This is a genomic window from Marinobacter sp. DUT-3 (assembly GCF_050379435.1).
Lineage (GTDB): Bacteria > Pseudomonadota > Gammaproteobacteria > Pseudomonadales > Oleiphilaceae > Marinobacter.
This window is the reverse complement of sequence record NZ_JBNRMG010000009.1, coordinates 160,891-178,979: the sequence shown is the minus strand read 5'-3', so window position 1 is coordinate 178,979 and position 18,089 is coordinate 160,891. Positions and strand designations below refer to the sequence as shown.

At 58.6% G+C, this 18,089-nt stretch carries 15 protein-coding genes; 7 read left to right on the top strand and 8 right to left on the bottom strand.

Features of this window, described 5'->3' with window-relative positions; all coding sequences use genetic code 11:
* Positions 1-67: 67 nt before the first annotated feature.
* The 3 genes from ACQUWM_RS14215 to ACQUWM_RS14205 form a co-directional block, all read right to left on the bottom strand.
* A complete protein-coding gene (locus ACQUWM_RS14215; protein WP_428922600.1) occupies positions 68-1,432 on the bottom strand; it encodes a DUF1329 domain-containing protein in 1,365 nt (454 codons plus the stop codon).
* 31 nt (positions 1,433-1,463) lie between these two features.
* On the bottom strand, positions 1,464-3,371 hold the full coding sequence (locus ACQUWM_RS14210; RefSeq protein ID WP_428922599.1) for a DUF1302 domain-containing protein: 1,908 nt from the start codon (positions 3,369-3,371) through the stop codon (positions 1,464-1,466).
* A gap of 83 nt (positions 3,372-3,454) precedes the next feature.
* Complete coding sequence (locus ACQUWM_RS14205; RefSeq protein ID WP_428922598.1) at positions 3,455-6,595, bottom strand: hypothetical protein; 3,141 nt, start codon at positions 6,593-6,595, stop codon at positions 3,455-3,457.
* Positions 6,596-6,799: 204 nt separating this feature from the next.
* On the opposite strand from ACQUWM_RS14205, the gene ACQUWM_RS14200 reads away from it, so the two are divergent.
* From ACQUWM_RS14200 to ACQUWM_RS14190, 3 genes are read left to right on the top strand one after another with little or no spacing between them, the layout of a single operon-like run.
* Positions 6,800-7,495 (top strand): ABC transporter ATP-binding protein, encoded by a 696-nt coding sequence (locus ACQUWM_RS14200; RefSeq protein WP_407001543.1) that lies wholly within the window; start codon positions 6,800-6,802, stop codon positions 7,493-7,495.
* The gene (locus tag ACQUWM_RS14195; protein WP_428922597.1) at positions 7,492-9,765 is read left to right on the top strand and encodes an FtsX-like permease family protein; all 2,274 of its coding nucleotides are present in this window, start codon (positions 7,492-7,494) and stop codon (positions 9,763-9,765) included. The genes ACQUWM_RS14200 and ACQUWM_RS14195 overlap by 4 nt, the downstream gene beginning before the upstream one ends.
* Positions 9,762-10,859, top strand: coding sequence for a lipocalin-like domain-containing protein (locus ACQUWM_RS14190; RefSeq protein ID WP_428922596.1), 1,098 nt, complete (start codon positions 9,762-9,764; stop codon positions 10,857-10,859). The genes ACQUWM_RS14195 and ACQUWM_RS14190 overlap by 4 nt, the downstream gene beginning before the upstream one ends.
* 10 nt (positions 10,860-10,869) lie before the next feature.
* Here ACQUWM_RS14190 and ACQUWM_RS14185 read toward each other — a convergent pair whose 3' ends face one another.
* The 5 genes from ACQUWM_RS14185 to ACQUWM_RS14165 form a co-directional block, all read right to left on the bottom strand.
* Positions 10,870-12,078, bottom strand: a complete 1,209-nt coding sequence (locus tag ACQUWM_RS14185) for an ammonium transporter (protein WP_428922595.1) — start codon at positions 12,076-12,078, stop codon at positions 10,870-10,872.
* Positions 12,079-12,291: 213 nt separating this feature from the next.
* Positions 12,292-13,209: a flagellar motor protein MotB gene (locus ACQUWM_RS14180; protein ID WP_428922594.1), complete on the bottom strand. Its 918-nt coding sequence runs from the start codon at positions 13,207-13,209 to the stop codon at positions 12,292-12,294.
* Positions 13,210-13,211: 2 nt separating this feature from the next.
* Positions 13,212-13,982, bottom strand: a complete 771-nt coding sequence (gene pomA / locus ACQUWM_RS14175) for a flagellar motor protein PomA (RefSeq protein WP_407001538.1) — start codon at positions 13,980-13,982, stop codon at positions 13,212-13,214.
* A gap of 91 nt (positions 13,983-14,073) precedes the next feature.
* Entirely contained in the window at positions 14,074-14,472 is a 399-nt protein-coding gene (locus tag ACQUWM_RS14170; protein ID WP_407001537.1) for a YkvA family protein, read from the bottom strand.
* A gap of 34 nt (positions 14,473-14,506) precedes the next feature.
* Positions 14,507-14,986, bottom strand: a complete 480-nt coding sequence (locus tag ACQUWM_RS14165; RefSeq protein ID WP_428922593.1) for a DUF6231 family protein — start codon at positions 14,984-14,986, stop codon at positions 14,507-14,509.
* Between the two features lie 360 nt (positions 14,987-15,346).
* Between ACQUWM_RS14165 and ACQUWM_RS14160 the strand changes: the two genes are divergently transcribed.
* From ACQUWM_RS14160 to ACQUWM_RS14145, 4 genes are read left to right on the top strand one after another with little or no spacing between them, the layout of a single operon-like run.
* Entirely contained in the window at positions 15,347-15,565 is a 219-nt protein-coding gene (locus tag ACQUWM_RS14160; RefSeq protein ID WP_407001535.1) for a hypothetical protein, read from the top strand.
* A gap of 24 nt (positions 15,566-15,589) precedes the next feature.
* Entirely contained in the window at positions 15,590-16,030 is a 441-nt protein-coding gene (locus ACQUWM_RS14155; protein WP_428922592.1) for a TadE/TadG family type IV pilus assembly protein, read from the top strand.
* A gap of 23 nt (positions 16,031-16,053) precedes the next feature.
* The gene (gene cpaB, locus ACQUWM_RS14150) at positions 16,054-16,920 is read left to right on the top strand and encodes a Flp pilus assembly protein CpaB (RefSeq protein ID WP_428922591.1); all 867 of its coding nucleotides are present in this window, start codon (positions 16,054-16,056) and stop codon (positions 16,918-16,920) included.
* The gene (locus ACQUWM_RS14145; protein WP_407001532.1) at positions 16,910-18,085 is read left to right on the top strand and encodes a type II and III secretion system protein family protein; all 1,176 of its coding nucleotides are present in this window, start codon (positions 16,910-16,912) and stop codon (positions 18,083-18,085) included. Before cpaB ends, ACQUWM_RS14145 begins: the two co-directional genes overlap by 11 nt.
* The last annotated feature ends 4 nt before the right edge of the window (positions 18,086-18,089 follow it).

Here is an 18,089-nt window from a genome sequence, read left to right as displayed (position 1 = left end):
ACAAAAAGCCCGCTTCAGCACTGAAGCGGGCTTTTTGTTTATCCCCATGGGGTGCCTGACGGCGCTGTTAACGCACGCCGGCGCGGCGCAGGGCTGCGGGCGTGAACTCGTTGGAGCGGGCTTTCACGCCAAAGGTGTACGGGTCGTCTTCCTCGTTGGTCAGACCCATCACCAGGTAGCGGCCGGACAGCAGGTCGTACAGGGTTTCAGCGGCATAGCTGGGCACGACGACATCATAACCCTGAACCATGTGGGCCTCGGCTACGCGCCAGAGCTGACTGCGTCCGTCGTAGTGGTCGACCACGGCGATCTGCCAGGAATCCTCGTCGACATAGAAATCGCGCTGGGCATAGATATGACGCTCGCCGTCCTTCAGGGTGGCGCGCACATGCCAGACGCGGTGCAGCTCGTAGCGGGTCAGCTCCGGATTGATGTGGCCGGGCTGGATGATGTCATCGTAGCTCAGGTCCTGGTCGCCCAGCCGGTAGGAATTGTACGGGATGTACATTTCCTTCTTGCCGATCAGTTCCCAGTCATAGCGATCCGGCGCACCATTGTACAGGTCGAGGTTGTCGGAGGTGCGCTGACCATCGGCGGCGGTGCCCGGACCATCATAGGCTACCTGCGGGGCACGGCGGACACGACGCTGGCCCGAGTTGTACAGCCAGGCCCGGCGTGCTTCCTTGACCTGGTTCAGGGTCTCGTGAACCAGCAGCACGTTACCCGCCAGCCGGGAGGGCGCGGTGATGACCTGCTTGAAGTAGAACATCACGTTGTCATCCTGGCCCGGCTCATAGTCTGCCAGTGCGACACGGTCGGTCAGATGCTCGGTGAATTTGACCGGGCTGTAATCACCGTTTGCCTGTGGGGTTACCTGGGCAACGTTCCGGATAATGGAACCGCCGCGATAACGGGTAATGTGGTTGAAAATGACTTCGACACCACTCTTGGGAATCGGGAAGGGTACGCCCGTTTCATAGTTCTGGAGGCCGTTGCCGTCGGCAGTCAGAGACACCTTGGTAGCGTTCTCGACAGCCTTTTCCATCATGAAGTCGGGGTAAGCCGCAGTGCGCCGGGTCTGGTAGACCGGAATGAAATAGTCGTCGTAGGCCTTGATGGTAGCCACCTGGCCCGGAGAGAGCCGGTCTTTGTATTCCTCCACGTTGCTCTGGTCGATGACGAACAGGCGCTCGTCGTTCGGGAACGGGTCAGGATAGATCCCTTCCTGAGGCTGATCCACGGGCGGGGATGTCAGGCCACCGTCCCAGGCCGGGATCTCGTCGCCATTCCCCGCTTTTTCAGCGCCAATGGGCGTCAGTTCGTTGCCAAGTTTTGCTGCTTCCTCGGCGGAAACAGCCGCAAGGGCTGCCCCGGAAGAAAACAGGGAGACGGCGATAGCGCTACCGATGAGGTGTTTTCTGTATGTATTCACAAGAAACTCCTTTGTGATTGTCGTTAGTGAATCAGAATGAATAGGAAACACTGGCGGAGATGAAATCCCGGTCTGAAATGACGTTGTAGTCACCACCGAAATAGTTCGTGTAACTGATCGAGCCGGAGTATTTGTTCTGGTAGTTGGCATCCAGACCAAGACTGACCGACTTGTTGCCCTCGTTGAAGTTGCCGCCGGGGTCCGGGGCATAGCCTTCGACATCATGGGTGAGGAACAATTTGGGCATCAGGTTGATACCGGCAATGGCATTGGAGTAGTCCAGTGCGAACAGGGCGCGATAGCCCCAGGAGAACGACGTGGTGAAGCCGTCCGAGCCGCAGTTGGTGGGGTTGATGTTCAGCCTGGTTGTCTCGTCCCCCGGGCCTTCGCTACAGAAGTCACCGGAGAAAGACTCGCCATCGAGCGGAACCGGTCCTACGCCGTAGATGCCGGATCGGCCATAGCGGGCTTCGCTTTTGTCCGGCAGGTCATGGACGTAAGTGGCGCCAACCTCGGCTACGATGATAAACCGCCCCGCACCCAGTACGCGGTCGATGAAGTGGATCAGTGTGGCCTGGACCTGGGACACGTCGTAGCGGTCATAACCGTCAACAGGCTTGCCGGCGTAATTGAAGTTGGGGTCGTCGTCCCGCACACGTTGCTCCAGTTTACTCACCACCTGATCATCCGGGCCGCGTTGTTGCAGGCCGCCGTAGATCAGTTCAAAGGTGTTCCACTGGATGGGCATGTTGGGGCGGAAGCTGTACTCGGCCCCGAGGGATGTCCCGGTTGGCAAGGTGGTGTTGATACTGATGCCGTACAGGTCGATGCCCTTGGGGTAATCAATGAAGTAGCTCGGGAACCGGGTGAACGGCTCGTTTGGATCATTGATCTGGTTTGCTTCCGGGTTTTCCGGGTTGTTCACCACGCCGCTGATGTACGGCAAACGGCTGTGGTAGCGGATGTAGTAGAACCCCAGCTCCGAATCGAGCGCCGGTACAAACCAGCGAACGGCGGCGCCGAACTGGTCTTTGTCACCGGGCTCGACGTCACCCCGGCGGGGCGAGACGAAGCCTTCCTCGAATGCTTGTGAATCGGGTACCTGGCCTGCGAGGAGTACCGGGCCACAGCCGTCGGCTGCGACATCCGCCGAGGAGAAGAAGGTGCCGCAATCATCGATCTTGAACGGTTCCCACTCGGTCTGAACGTAGGCTTCTACGTTGATTTCGGGTGTGATCCCGACCGAGGTGTACAGCATGTTGACCGGCAACAGAACGTCTTTCAGTTCCGCGCCCGGGGCCCGGAAGGCCGGCACGTCAATGGGGTTGGTGGCGTTGATGCCGCCAAGGATGAAGGTGCTTTCACCCCAGCTCAGTACCTGTCGGCCATAGCGGACTGACACTGGCGTGTTGCCGGCGTACCAGTCGGTGAAAATGTAGGCGTCCAGCAGGTCTACGCCGGAAGCATTGTCTTTGGCTTCGGGATTGAGCGTGCGCTGTTGCCCCACGGGGTCCACCGCGCGCTCGTTATCCTTGAGCTCGAAATCGTAGTAATAGCTGCCGCGAACCAGGGCGCCGATACGGGTCAGGTAGTCGCTGTCGGGGGCGTAGTCGAGGAACAGCTCGGAGCGGCCACGCAGGATCTGGGAGTACGGATCGCCTTTTTCGAAGTTCAGGTTACCGTCATCAAAGTTGTTGGACGAGGCGCCGGTGTCGCTGTAGGCGAATTCCGGTCCCAGATTACCCTGGGAGATCAGATCCGGATCCTGATCCTCCAGACGGATACCAATGCCAGCGGTCAGCTTTGTGCTGAAGGAGGCATCGATACCGTAGACGTCAAAGTTAATGGCTGCGGCAGGCGCGGATACCATTGCCGACAGGGCAGCTGTCGCCAGCGACAACCTTGTTCGCGAAAACCGGGAAGTATTTGTTGTTGTCATTTCTACTGCTCCAATTCTTTTTATCTTGGGGACCCGCAGCAAACACGTTGCGGGTCCCGGGGTAGACGTTTCGGTATTGTCGGTTACAGCAGACCTCCGAGGAGTCCGCCGTCGTCCCCGCCGTCATCACCGTCGCCGCCGGATCCGTCACCGTCGTCTGGCTCAGCGCCACCGTCGGTGGACCCGTCACACTCCGGGTCACCGGGGCTGTTGCCCACGTCTTTGACGACGCAGTCGTTGTTCACATCCACCGTGAATGCCGTGTTTGCATCCACACGGCTGCGGAACAGAGCGACCAGTTGAGCGGCCATTTCATCGAACACAGCGCTGGAGCTGAACGCATCAGCACCCTTTTGCCCGGCAGAAATCGGGTTGCCGTGAGAGCCTTCAAGGTAGCGAGTGATTACGGGGCGGGAGCCGTCATCAGTGCCGTCTCCGTTATCAATGCTGACGGCGCCCATAAAGCGGGCCATGGGATCGGTGCCGGCCAGAGGTGCGGGCTGGCTGTTAATCTCGAAGCCGGTATCGGTCACTAGCTGCAGCGGTCCCTGATCGTACAGCTGGTCATCGGCTGCGTTAGGGATAGTGCCGTCAGATGGGCGATCGGCATCGCCATCAATGCCCACGATTGAAGTCAGTAGAGTGGCTTCATTGCCGCTTTCCTGGAACAACGGTGCGAAGGCCACCGGATCCGTGGAATCCAGCAGGGCCTGGAACACGTTGAAGTAGATGTTCAGTTCGGTTCTGCCCTGGGCGAGCAGTCCGCCGGACGCCGCTTCAAGCCCTGGCAGCAGCGCCGGGGCAATGGTCTCGCGGGAGTTTTCCGCCAGGCGCGAGAACTGCCCGCCAGTGTTGAACATGACGGAAGCGAGGATCGGATTCAGGTCCGGGTTGTCCTGCGAGGCCAGGTTGTTGATCACCGGATAGGGTACGCCACCCATGCCGCTCAGGGAGTGACTGATGAAGTACACCCGGTCGGTGTTCATGCTGGTGCCGTCAGCACAGTCACCGTCGGTTGCGCACTGATTGATGGCGTCCTCGATGGCCGGCAACAGGGCGTTCACATTTAGCAGATCCAGTGCGCCCTGGCGCATGTTATCCCGGGTGTTGGCGTAGTTGGTGAAGTTCAGGAACAGGCTGCCGGATTCAGGGTTGTCGACCTGATCCCGGGTCACCGCCTGCATTGCATCGTTGGCGGTGAAACCAAAGTGCCTTTCCGTGGCGTCCTCAGAGGCGCCTGGCTGCTGGGAAATTTCCACCATGCCAGGGGTGGTTTCAGGATCATTTTCATCGCGGGCGCTGGTGGCAGCTTCGCCGAATACGCCGTTTAAGGGCATATCGATGCCTACAGTGATAAAGCAGTTTTCACTGTTGCTGGGCAGGCCGCCATCATCCGCGAGACACAATAGAGCCGCAGCTGTTGCCATAGGCAGGATCGCGGAACGGTCTTGAGTTGCCGCGTGTTGGTAAATAATCACAGGGTAACCATTGGCTGGCGTTGTAAACGCAGGATCTGGCGTACCAACAACAATGGGGATTTTTACATCAGTTTGTTTCTGAACGAAGGGGAAGCGGTAGCTTACCCTGTCAGATATAGCTTGAGGGAGATCCGGATTTGCACTGAAATCCGCGGGGAGCCAAGAGCCGGTTTGCAACGGTGCGCCATCCGCTCCTTCAGGTGTCTGCAGATGGTAAGGAAGAGTAATTTCGCCCTCGTAGACCTGCATGTCGATGTCGTCAATAAGCACTAGGTTGGCTTGTTGCCCAAACGCCGGGTTAACCTCGCGGCCAAGTTTCTGGCTAAAGAACCGCACCGGAGAAGGCTCGCCGGATGCAGGGTCATAAGCAGCCGGAATGTCCAGGATATTCGAAGCATCAGCGGCCAGCTGATCCGCCCGGGCGGAGACATCAACCACTTCCGCCACGGCCTGGGTTGCTGTGTCCTGGAGGATAAACGCCAGCCTGCGGTCGTCGTCCTCGGAGGCCACGAGATCGCCATAAAGCACGGTCATGCCGTTCTCATTGGCTTCAGTCAGGATGCTGGCGAGTTCAGCGTCGAATAAGCGATAGGTTTCGTCCGTAAGCAGCTCGAAAATGCGGGAGTTGACCTGCTGCTCTTCGTCAGAGGCACCGCTGAGCGGCTGGTCGGAGAGGTTGAAATCTCCTGCGATCAGCGCGTTCAGGACCGATTGCTTGCGATCTGTGAGCAGGTGGTTGCGGAACCAGGCCGCTGGTGCGGCATTGGCCAGCAGCACGTCTTCCACCGCCGTGGTGGTGAAGCTGATGGCGAAAGTGACATCATCGAACGTGGGGATGCCAGTGGCACTCCGGCCCAGGTCGCCGAGCGTCTCGCGTTTGAAATCAAAGAAGTCCGAGCCAAAGGCGCGCGCCGGCAGCATGGAGTCCCGGAATGGCTGCAGTGCCGGGTTGCTAAGCACAAACTCGGGGTTGGAGGCGGTCTCGAAGCGCAGCTCCTGAACCAGCGGCTCGCCATCCTTATCCACGATGTCATTGCTCAGGACCACCGCGTACTTGGTTTTCGGTTTCAGCGGTTTGACCGGCAGGACTCGAATAGCGTTGTTGGCTGAACCCCCGGCGGCTTCGGCAGGACCGTCTGCGTCAACGGTGATAATCTCGATGCGGAAGCGTTGGTCCAGCAGTTCCTGGTAGAGCGCATCGGCAGCTGCTGTATCGCCCTGTTCCTCCAGGCGCCTGGCGTGGCGATACTTCTCGGCGTCGACAACGCCGCCCACTTCTCGCTGTTGCTGGAAGACGCTATCGCCAGAGGGGAATTCGATTTCCAGCACGAAAACGTTCTGATCCGGGTTAGGGATCACTTCTCCATCTATTTCAACAAAGGCACGGGCGTCCAGTGTCTGGTTTGGGTCCAGGCTGTCACTGATTTTGACGTCAAACGGCGCCAGGATGGAGTTACCATCGACAAAGCCAAGGCCGGTAGTGACCGGGTTGGCGGGGTCGGTACCGTTCAGCATGGTACCGTCGTTTTCAGGGTTCAGGAAAAATAATGGATCACTGGGCAGCGGAAACGCGGTGTCCAGTGGCCGAAAAATGGGTTTGGTGCCGTCCGCAGGGTGATTAGGGTTGTCGATCTCGTAGACCGGGTTGGCATTTTTACCAGTCTGGCCGCCACTGTCGAGACAACCCGACAGCGCGGTACTGCCTGCCACAAGCGCCAGGAGCGATGTTTTTCTGATGTTGACCATGTCTGTACCTTTCCGATTGTTATTGTCATGCGGGCGGAAACGGCCCTTGCCAGACCAAACGACAAAGACTGAACAATGGTTCCAAAAAATTTGTCAAAGAATGTCAATAAGATGTTTGTAGCGAGTTGTACTGATTTGTCGGAGCAGGGGCGGATAGTGGCTATCTTATAGTGGGCTGGATGTATTTTACCGGGGGAGCCATCAATGGCAGTCGTACAGGTCACCGGATTGGTTAAACGCTATATCGGGGCAGGTGAAGCCGTAGAGGTGCTGTCTGACCTCGACATGGAGCTTGGCGAAGGAGACTCGCTGGCGCTCACCGGTCGTTCCGGTTCCGGAAAAAGCACGGTGCTGAACCTGTTGTGTGGTCTTGAAGCATCGGATCGTGGACGTATTGGAGTGCTGGGAGACGTTTTCCAGGGGAATGCTGGCGGCTATTCCCGGGATGAAGAAAGGCGTTGGGCCGCCCTGAGACGACGCGCAATCGGTGTGGTGTTCCAGGATGCCAACCTCATGCCGGCATTGACCCTGCTTGAGAACGTCCGTTTCCGGGCGCGACTGGCGGGGCAGCCGGAGCAGTCTGCAAAGGGCTGGCTGGAGCGCCTGGGAATCGGAGAGCTGGCGGGGCGGTATCCGGATCAGGTGTCCGGTGGTCAGCGTCAGCGCGCTGCCCTGGCCATGGCATTTGCCATGAGCCCCGGCCTGATCCTGGCGGATGAGCCGACGGGAAGCCTGGATCACCACACGGCGGATGACGTGGCAGACTGTCTGTTCAGTATGCAGCAGGAAACCGGCTGTTCGCTGATCCTCGCCACCCATGACCTGGCTCTGGCGGCCCGCTGCCAGTCGCGCCTTGACCTGGGCGTTGAGCAGCCCGTTGTGACATCGTCGCCGTCATGACCCTGTTTACCGCGCTGTTCAGCCATTATCGGCGCCACCCCATGCAGTTGGCGGCACTGGCGCTGATGATTGTACTGGCAACCACCCTGTGGACCGGTGTGAGCCATCTGACGGATCTTGCCCGCGCCAGCCTGGCGCAAAGTGAGCAGGCAGTGGCCGGTCGTCAGCAGGTGGTTCGCGAGGATCAAAAGGCGGTCACGGTCAGCGACTTTGTCCGCTTGCGCCGCCAGGGACTGTGCGTCATGCCCTGGCTGGAAGTGCAGCGGCCGGCCCCCGACGGCCGGGTTATCGGCGTCGACCCGTTTGCCGGGGCGTGCTTTGGCGATGACGTCCCCGGGCAGGCCCGGGACGATTTGCTCAATGGACACCCTTTTCTGGATATCAGTGAAGCGTCGGAGCTTGTCAGGCAGGGGTACCCCGCCAGGCTGACACTGTTGGTGGTGGAAGATATGCCCGCTGGGGACCTGCCAGCCGGTTACCGGATTCGTAGCTTTTCAATGGGCCCGGATACCGGTGAGTTGGGGGAAAGCTTCCTGTTGAACCTGGATGCCCTGGGGTTGTTGGTGTTGCTTATCACCGCGTTGCTGGTGCGGAGTGTCTACCTGCTGGGACTGGCGCAGCGTCGGGAAAGTTTTGCCCTGCTTGAACGCTTCGGGGTTCCGGCGGCCAGCGTCCGATGGTGGTTGCTGATTGAACTGACGGTTCTGACAACCCTGTGTGTGGTTCCAGGCATCTGGCTTGGACGTTGGCTTGCCAGCGCGCTCGGCAGCGGATTCGGGGAAGCCATGGAGAGGCTGTTCGACGCGCCCCTGTATGCCGTGCAAACCGACGATCTGCTGTGGCCGGCACTGGTTATGGCGCTGGTGGTGCTGGCCGCCTGTTTCGCCGATACCCTGAAGCCGCGCTGGCGGATAGCGCCTGGTAGCCGGAACTATCGCCTTTTACTGGTGGTGTTGCTGCTGGCCGGGCTGACAACAGTCACCCTGACCACCAAGCTGATCTGGCTGTTCACCGGAATAGCCGTGGTGTTTGTTGCCCTGGGGCTGTTGACGCCCCTGGTGCTTTCCGGGCTTGCTGACAGGCAGGCCAGGCGTAGCGGGGATGTGGTCAGGCAATGGCGGTTGCGGGAGTTGTCGGTACTGTTTCGCCGTCTTGCCTTACCGGTGGTGGCACTGCAATTCGCGGTAGCCATGGTGTTGGCCATTCAGGCCCTGGTTACCACCTTCGAAGATACCTTCGAGGCCTGGCTGGGCCAGCGTCTGGCGGCGGAACTCTATGTGGAGGTGCCGGAGGGCGAGTCATCGCGGGCCGCCGTGGCTGCGCTGTCAGCGTTGGAAGGTCTCGGTGACTGGCACCTTGTGCAGCGGGGAAAGGTGCGGGTTGGGGGTGTGGAAGGCGCCGGGCGCGATAGTGAGCCAGTTGCGACGGACCTCTTCGCCATATCGCCCATTGGCCCGCTGGTCGACGGCTGGGAGCTTCTGTCTGCAGCACCGGGGGCCTGGTCGCAACTGGCGAAGGGAAACGGTGTCATGGTCAACGAGCAGTTGGTGCGTCGGCAAGGCTTCCAGACCGGTGACGAGATGTTTATCTCGGTTGGTGGTAACTCCCTGCGCCTGCCTGTCGTTGGGGTCTATGCCGATTACGGCCGCCCGGCGGGGGAGGTCCTGTTGGCTGGGGATCATCTGCCGGGTGCTTACAGTCCGGCTTTCGAGAGCTTTTCCATTAACACCGGATCCCTGCCGGTGGCACAGATTGAACAGGCGCTGACCAGCGCCTGGGACACCGAGAAACCGGTGATCAGAGACAACGAAAGCATTCGCTCCCTGGCTTCCGCCGTATTTGACCAGACGTTCCTGCTGACCCGGGCAATCACCCTGCTGACCCTGGCGCTGGCGGCGGGATCCTTGTTGATGATGGGCAGGGTGTTTTTTACAACCCGGGCGTGGTATTTCCGGCTGTTATCGGTGTGGGGAATGTCGCGGGCCGAAGTGGCCGGCCAGTTGTACCGGCTGGCCATGGTGCTGACGGGCGCGTTGGCCCTGATGGCGTTGCCGCTGGGGATCTGGCTGACCTGGGTGCTGGTCAGCCGCATTAATCCGCTGGCGTTTGGCTGGTCGTTGCCGATGACGGTATACCCGGGGTTCTGGCTGGAAATGGCTGTGCTGTGTCTGGCCATCGGCGGATGCATCGCCTTGCTGATGCGCCGACAATTGACGGGGCAGGTGCCCCCGCCCGAATTTGCCAGCGGTGCCCGCGGAGGTGAACGATGAACAGTGTACCCGTTGTTGCGGTATGGCTGGTGGTTTTGGCACTGATTCTTTCGGGGTGTACTGACTCAGCGGAAGAAACCGGCTTTGCCGGTCTGGGGGACGAGCAGGGGAAATTTGCACAGCCGGGTCCGGGGGATCGCCTGACATTCCCGGACGATATGGGTCCCCATCCCCGCCACCGGATCGAGTGGTGGTACCTTACGGCTAACCTGACCACGGAACAGGGAGAACCCATGGGCCTGCAGTGGACCCAGTTCCGCCAGGCCCTGAAGGCGCGGTCACCCGACGAACCGGTGCCGGAACCCGAAAGTTGGCCACTGGAAGCTGGCTGGATGGCCCATGCCGCCGTGTCATTCCGTGGTGACCACTGGTTTGCCGAAAAACTGGCGCGGGGAGACATCGGGCAGGCAGGTGCGACTGCAGCGCCCTTTAAAGTCTGGCTGGATGACTGGCGCTTGCAGTCGGACAGTGGTCATTGGCGATTGCAGGCCAGTGGTGACAATTGGGCATACGATCTGGCCCTGGAGAATCAGGGGGAGCCTGTCGCCCACGGCAACCAGGGGTTCAGCGCCAAATCCGAAGGTGGTGAGGGTTCGATGTACTTCAGCCTGGTGGACATCGCCATTCGTGGAACCGTGACGATCGAAGGGAAGAGCTATCAGGTGTCCGGGCAGGGGTGGTTCGACAGGGAGTGGAGCAGCCAGTTTCTGAAGGCAGGGCAGCAGGGCTGGGACTGGTTTGCGTTGCACCTGGATTCCGGTGACAAGGTCATGGTGTTTCGCTTGCGCCAGGAAGCCGGGGATTATCTGTCCGGTACCTGGATTACTCCTGAGCGGAACCCGATAGCCCTGGGGCCAGATCAACTGGAGGTGACGGCGGAACAGCGCCGGGATACAGAGCGTGGCGAAGTGCCGGTGCGATGGCGCATCCGGGTGCTATCAAAGGGTGAAAGGCTGGCGAAGGATGTGGAACTGAGCGTGGAAGCCCCGGCCGGAGAGTACTGGAACCTGGGCCGTTTCCCTTATTGGGAAAGCCCGGTCAGCGTCACCGGCAGCCATCGGGGTGAGGGCTACATGGAGCTGACCGGGTATTAATCGTCAGGCCTCAGTCCATTGAGGTGGCGCCGATCTTGTGGATGCTCACGTCCGCGCCGTTGAACTCTTCTTCCTGGGTCAGGCGGAGCCCGGCAATGACGTTAATCACGCCGTACACAATCAGGCCGCCAACAAAAGCAATCAGAACGCCGGCGATGGAGCCAACAATCTGTGACATGAGGCTGACGCCGCCCAGTCCCCCCAGGGCTTCCTGGCCAAAGATGCCTGCGGCAATGGCGCCCCAGACACCACACACGCCGTGCAGCGGCCACACACCCAGCACATCGTCCAGGCGCTCGATTTTGGCCTGGGCCCATTCGAACAGGTACACGAAGACGGCCCCGGCAATACCGCCGGTCACCAGCGCACCGACGGGGTGCATCAGATCCGAGCCGGCACATACGGCGACCAGGCCGGCCAGCGGGCCGTTATGGATAAAGCCCGGGTCCTTTTTACCGACCAGCATGGCGACCAGTACGCCACCAACCATGGCCATCAGACTGTTGACCGCCACCAGGCCGCTAATGCCGTCCAGGGTTTGTGCGGACATCACGTTAAAGCCGAACCAGCCCACGGTCAGAATCCAGGCGCCGAGGGCCAGGAACGGGATGTTGGACGGTGCGAAGGCGACCACGCGACCATTTCGGTAACGCCCGTTCCGGGCGCCAAGCAGCAGGACCGCAGCCAGGGCGATCCAGCCACCCACGGCGTGCACCACAACAGAGCCGGCGAAGTCATGGAAACCTGCACCAAACTGGGTCTCCAGCCAGGCCTGGAAGCCATAATTACCATTCCAGATCAGACCTTCAAAAAACGGATAGACAAAAGCCACGATCAGACCGGAGGCAATCAGCATGGGGTAGAACTTCGCCCTTTCGGCAATGCCGCCGGAAACGATGGCGGGAATCGCAGCGGCAAAGGTCATCAGGAAGAAGAACTTGACCAGATCGTAGCCATTGGCGGCGGTCAGCTCCGTGGCGCCGGCCATGAAGTGGCTGCCATAGGCGATGTAGTAGCCCACGAAAAAGTAGGCAACGGCAGAGACGCCGAAGTCAGTCATGATCTTGACCAGGGCGTTGACCTGGTTTTTGTGGCGTACGGTGCCCACTTCCAGAAAGGCAAAGCCGGCGTGCATGGCCAGTACCATAATGGCGCCGATGAGTATGAACAGCGTGTTGGCGCTTTCGGTCAGGGTATGTACTGCACTCGTGATGTCCACGGGTTTTCTCTCCTGATAGATTGGATTGCTGCCTCTTGCCGGGCAGTGCGTGCATTGATGGAGTGCGCTAGTAGCAAGAGGTGTTCCAAAATAATGCAATTCAAGGGCGGTAAGGGGGTTGCGGGATTGTTGGAAGCTCGCCCTGGGGTATGGAGGGGCATTTGCGCACTATTGTTGTGCGTTTTCAGAGGTGGCGCACCAATCTGGAGTGCTTTACCAGCTGATTTCGTCTGATAGCGATTTTCCAGACTCGATATCGATTATGGCTTCCTGATTTGTGGATTCGGATTCAATAAGTGCCCGCAGGCGAATTTCCTGTTCCTGCATGGGCTCGGAGAGATCAATGATGATTTCTACCCGACGGTTTTTGGCGCGGTTCTCTGGCGAGTTATTCGGCACTCTCGGCTCGGTATCCGCCAGGCCGGTTACGGCCAGCCTGGCAGGTTGCACGTGATCACGGGCCAGTAGCACGTTCGCGACCGCCGCTGCCCTGGCGGCGGACAGGTCCCAGTTGCTGTAAAAACGGTCTGTGCGGATAGGAACGTTGTCGGTGTGGCCTTCAATGGTCAGGTTGCCCGGAATATCGGCCAGAACTCTTGCCATTTCCAGCAACAGCCCTTCGAACTCGTAAGTCAGCCGGGCAGCCCCTGACGGAAAAGAGCCCTTTTCCTCCACCCGGATCACAATGCGCCGCTGGTCCTGGCTGACGTTGATGCGCCCGTCGGCGATGGCAGGCTCGAGAACCTGGAGGATCTGGTCCACGGATTCCTGCATCTGATCCTGAATGGCCGATTCCACAGCCACGTCTGTGGGGCTTTTGAGGGTTTGAAGCTCCGGCTTCTCGTCGGTAGTCGTCTGTTTCACCTCGCTGACTACCGTCGGTTCAGGCGGAGCAGGAGAAAACTTGTCGAAGATCGGGCTGGTTCCTTCGGGAATTTCAAGGGCCGGGACTTCCCGCTGGACACCGAAGGCTTTGGAGAGTTCACCGGCAATCTGCTTGAATTTCTGTGCGTCGATCTCCGAGAAAGAGAGCAACAGAACAAAGAAACACATCAACAGGGACATGAGGTCCGCAAAGGTGACGACCCATGCGGGAATTCCCGGTTTTTCCTCTTCCGGCAGATCATCCACGTCTAGGTACCCTCGGCCTCAGCCAGTTTTTCACGTTCCTTGGGCGGGAGGTAGCTGGAGAGCATCTGTTCAATGATGCGCGGGTTGGTACCTTCCTGAATGGCAACGAGAGCGTCGATGTACAGGGACTGCATTCGCGCCTCTTCCGTCATCCGCAGGGACAGCTTGTCTGCGATGGGCGAGGCAATCATGGTAGCGATCATCGCACCATACAGTGTCGTCAGAAGCGCAACCGCCATAGCCGGACCGATGGATTTCGGGTCTTCCATGTTGGAAAGCATCTGCACCAGACCAATGAGGGTACCGATCATGCCCATTGCCGGAGCAACGTCTGCCATGGCGGTAAAAACCTTGGCCCCGGAGCGGTTATGGTCGAGCGTCATCAGGCGTTCCTTGCTCAGAAGTTGCTTGATGGTGTTGCCGTCCCGACCATCAACCAGCATCTGGATACCCTGGCTGAGGAAGGGGCTGCTGATCTCACGGCCTTCCAGGCCGAGGACGCCCTCTTTCCGGGCAACATTGCCGATATCCACCAGTTCCTCGATGCTGGCCTGGGTCTCAGGTAACTTGAACTTGAACGCTCTCGCAGCGGCCTTGAAGGCGCCAAAAAACTGGGCAAAGCTGAATTTGGCAAGCACCACCAGAAAAGTGCCGCCAACAACGATCAGAAGGGAGGCCGGATTTATGAATACCGATGGGGAAACGCCGAGAATCACTGCGGAAGCGATAAGCAATATGGCGCCAACAAGACCGATAAGAGTGGCGAAATCCACGGTTACTCCAGATTTGAATGAGGTAGCAAGACAATAAGGGCGGCGAGGTTACCTTCAGGTCAGAATTTAATCAATCCGCAAAAGGTGTGCTTCACGCTTCTTCCTGTTGTTCTCTCCAGGCCGCATAACGATGCAGGTCTGATTCCACGAGCTTCAGACACAGGGCCACCACGCCGGCATCATCCAGGAAGCCAATGCCGATCAGCAGATCCGGAATGACATCCAGCGGGTTCAGTACATACAACAGAGCGCCGGCAATGGCGGCGATACTTTTCCAGGGCACATCACGGTAGCTGCCATTCCAGTAATCCCGGATCATGGCGAACATCAGCTTGATGTCCTCCCTGAAGCGGCTGAGCTTGCCGCTGCCTTTGACCTTGTCCTCAATGGTGCGCTGCCTGGCCAGCAGGGAATCCAGATCCTCACGCCGGACTTTGTCTGCTTCTGCGTTCAACTGCTTTTCTGCGTTTTTCTGGCTGAAGACGGGCATGCTGCTTGATCCTGTCAATTTGAATGTTGGTCCATTACCACCAGGCTTTCCCCCACATTTCGGGGTTGGCCCAGTTGTCCGGATTGTTCCAGGCCCGTTTGTGGTTGTAGGTGTCGATATTGTAGGTGTAGAGCGTCGACGCGTGATCATTATCGGTCAGTTCGGCCTGGCGCCGAAACCCCAGGGCGATAAAGTCGGTAAAGCTCCAGCCCCAATCCGGAGCCACCACCACAGCGATCTGATGTGTGCCGTAGTTTCTCAGTTGGCCCAACAGGACTTCCCCCTGATCCCTCGGGAGGTGTTCAAGAACGCCGGTAATCAGCGCCAGGTCCTGAACCTCGGGCAATGGGAATGCTTCGTTGGGGGCGGTTTCTGTCAAGGTTGTTATACGAACACCCTCATTGTGTAACTGCCAGTGCCTGCCCGCCTTTTCCGCCAATGCACCGCAAACCAGCAAATTACGTGGTTGGGTCGTGTCAATGATTCGTGCAATGGCCTGATGGGGCGTAGACATAAGACGTTCCGTACCTGAATTCGTGGGTCAGTATCCCATTTGCCCCTGTTGGCGGGCAACAGCGCGGGAATCCGGGCTTTGGAGAGGGTTTCGGGATGATTTCGCCCTTGGGTTATTGGCTGACATGGCTGACTTACTTGTCATTACGGGCAATATTTTGAGGGTTGAAGTGGTGTTATTGTTCTGTGACGTGTTCGACAATTGAACCAGGTTTCAGTGGCATTTTCTTGAACTGAATCAATTGACGCACGCAATGAAACATGACTGTCAGTAACAAAAAACAAAACAAAAACTGTCGCGTTAGAAGCGACATTTAAACTACGTTAAAACCATACAACAACACATGCGATGGAGTTTGCCATGAGCATCGACAGCATCAACAACTTGTCTACCCGTATTGCCGTCAACCTGAAGTCCAGGAAGTTGTCTCTTAAGTCTAAGCAGAAAGGCGCATCAGGGCTGGAATATGCCGTTCTGGTTGCTGCGATCGTCGTTGTTCTGGGCGCTGCAGTCTTTGCCTTCGGGCCTGAAATTACCGCACTCTTTGACGGCGTTGATCTCACTGGCGGAGCGGCATAGGGCGATCTGATTCGGGGCAATTTGATGAGACCAGAAAAAGGGGCTGTCGCCCTCGAATTTCTGCTCCTCTTCCCGCTCGTTATAGCTATGCTGTACGGGGCGATCACCTACGGCATTCTGTTCTTCGGAAAATATGAAATGCAGAGTGTCGTGGACCAGGCCGCCTCGTCAGCATTGCGGGTGGATCGGACCCGTTTCTCCGCCGATGATCTCTCTGGCCAGATTGTGGCCACAGCCAATGCGACCCTGGAACAAAGCTGGGCATCGAGATCCCAGCGTCTGAGGGCTGGAACGGAATCCATCGATTGTGACGTGTCAGCGACGGCCGGGATCAACTTCCTGAGCTGTGTCATTTCCCGCAACAATCTGGACGCGCCCATGGTTCCCCAATTGACGTTCGGTTTTCTGGGAAAGTTTCCCCCGATGCCCGACTCTATGCGTGCTGAAGCGACCATGGCCTTCTAGTTTTGGATGACTAAGGCACAATAATGAATAAAAGACTGATATATGCACTGCCGGCAACGGTATTGGCGTTGGTGGCTCTGGGCCTGGCCATTGCTGGCCTTCTGTCCGTCAAGAGTCAACCTGCTACTCCCTCTTCGCAAAGTCAGGTATCCGAGCCTGAAACTGTGCCGGCGGCGCCGGAGTATCGATACCTGGTGGCCAGCCAGGCCCTGTCTCCCGGCGATGTGATGAAAGAAGACGGTTTTATGCCGGTTTCGTCCTCCGACCCTGTGCCTGATGCCGTTCGCGCTGATGACGCTCCCTTTGGCCAACCCATAAAGACGTCGCTGGCGGCCGGCCAGATGCTGACGGCGGCGAACCTGCGAACCGACAGTGTGCTGGAAACCCTGGTGCCGCAAGACCATCAGGCCATGGCCATTGGCGTGGATGAGGTGTCTGGTGTGGGCGGCTTGCTGCGTCCCGGCGACCGGGTGGACGTGATTGCCTCATTCCGCCGCTCGGATAATGACAAGCCCGCTGCCCTGAAACTGCTGGGCAATGTACTGGTTCTGGCGGTCAAGGGGGTTCCCTACAACGGGGAGGCAGGGGAGGACAACGATTCCCGCCGTAACAACACGGTCGTGTTGTCGGTTCCCGAAGACAAAGTGTCACGCCTGTTGCTTGCTTCCAGTGAAGGCAGTCTCCGGCTTGTAGCGGTTTCTCCGAAGCGGGAGGTAGCGTCGGAAGCAGAGGCAGGTTCAGGGGAGGAAGAACGAACCGTCAAGGCGGTCTACCTGGAAGATCTGTTCCCGTCACCACCCAAGCCAGCGCCTACCCGGCGTACCGCACCACCTTCCACCCGAGTACAGGTTTTCGAAGGATCCGAATCGAGGAGTGTTTATGTACGGTAAGCCGATCGCCTTCTGGATAGCGGCCCTGCTGCTGGGTAGCCTTGCTGTGGTCATGCCCGCGGCGGCCCAGGGTGATGAGATGGTGGATGGTGCACCGGTCAAGCTGGGTAAAGGCGAGCAGAAGGTGCTGACATTCCCGGATACGCTGGCCAAGGTGGCAACGTCTGACCCTGAGGTGGCCAGTGTCTCGGTGTCAGATGACAGGGAATTGCTGCTGACCGCCAAGTCACAAGGTGTCGCGATTTTGACCGTCTGGCTCAATGGTCGGTCCGAGCCTTTGCGATCCCCGGTCGTTGTCGCCTCTACCCTGGGTGAAAAGCTGCCTTTCGGGACTCAGGTGCAGACCGATATCCGCATCGTTGAAGTGAACCGCAACGAACTGAATGAACTGGGAATGTACTATTCCAAGCTGTTTGATGGCGGGCGTCTGGGGGCGTCCTTTGCGGCGCCCGACTCAACAGTGCCGGGATTTGCCGGCGCTAATGGTATTGCCACCAATGGTTTCAACTTTTTCCGGTTCGGCAACAGCTCCCTGAGTATTCTGAACGCCCTCGAATCTGGCGGTTTTGCCTACACGCTGGCGGAACCTTCGCTGGTTACATTGAGTGGCCAGAGTGCCACCTTTCTTTCTGGCGGTGAATTCCCGATTCCGGTACGCAGTGACGATGATGGCATACAGGTGGAGTTCAAACAGTTCGGTGTCAGCCTGAGCCTGACACCGACGGTGGTGGGCGAAAACCAGATCATTTTAAAGGTCGCGCCTGAGGTAAGTGATCTGGATGAAACCGCGGGTGTGACCACCGGTGGCATTACCATTCCCGGTTTGCGGGTTCGCCGTACGGAAACCACCGTCGCCATGGGGTCTGGCGAAACCTTCATCATCAGTGGTCTGGTCAGTCGCAACACCTTCAACAACAGCGATCGAATTCCGGGGCTTGGTAATTTGCCGGTTTTGGGCGCGCTGTTCCGTTCCGACCGTGTCTCACGGGAAGATCGCGAACTGATCATGGTGGTTACACCTCACCTGGTCAGCCCCGGTAAACAGGGTAACGGCAAGCTGGAAACCATCGCCCGGGATTACCACCGCAGCAGCACAGGCTGGCTGGACATGGCGACCGATTCCAGCCCCGGCGAACGCCCCATCAAACACGGACTGAGCTGGTGATCCT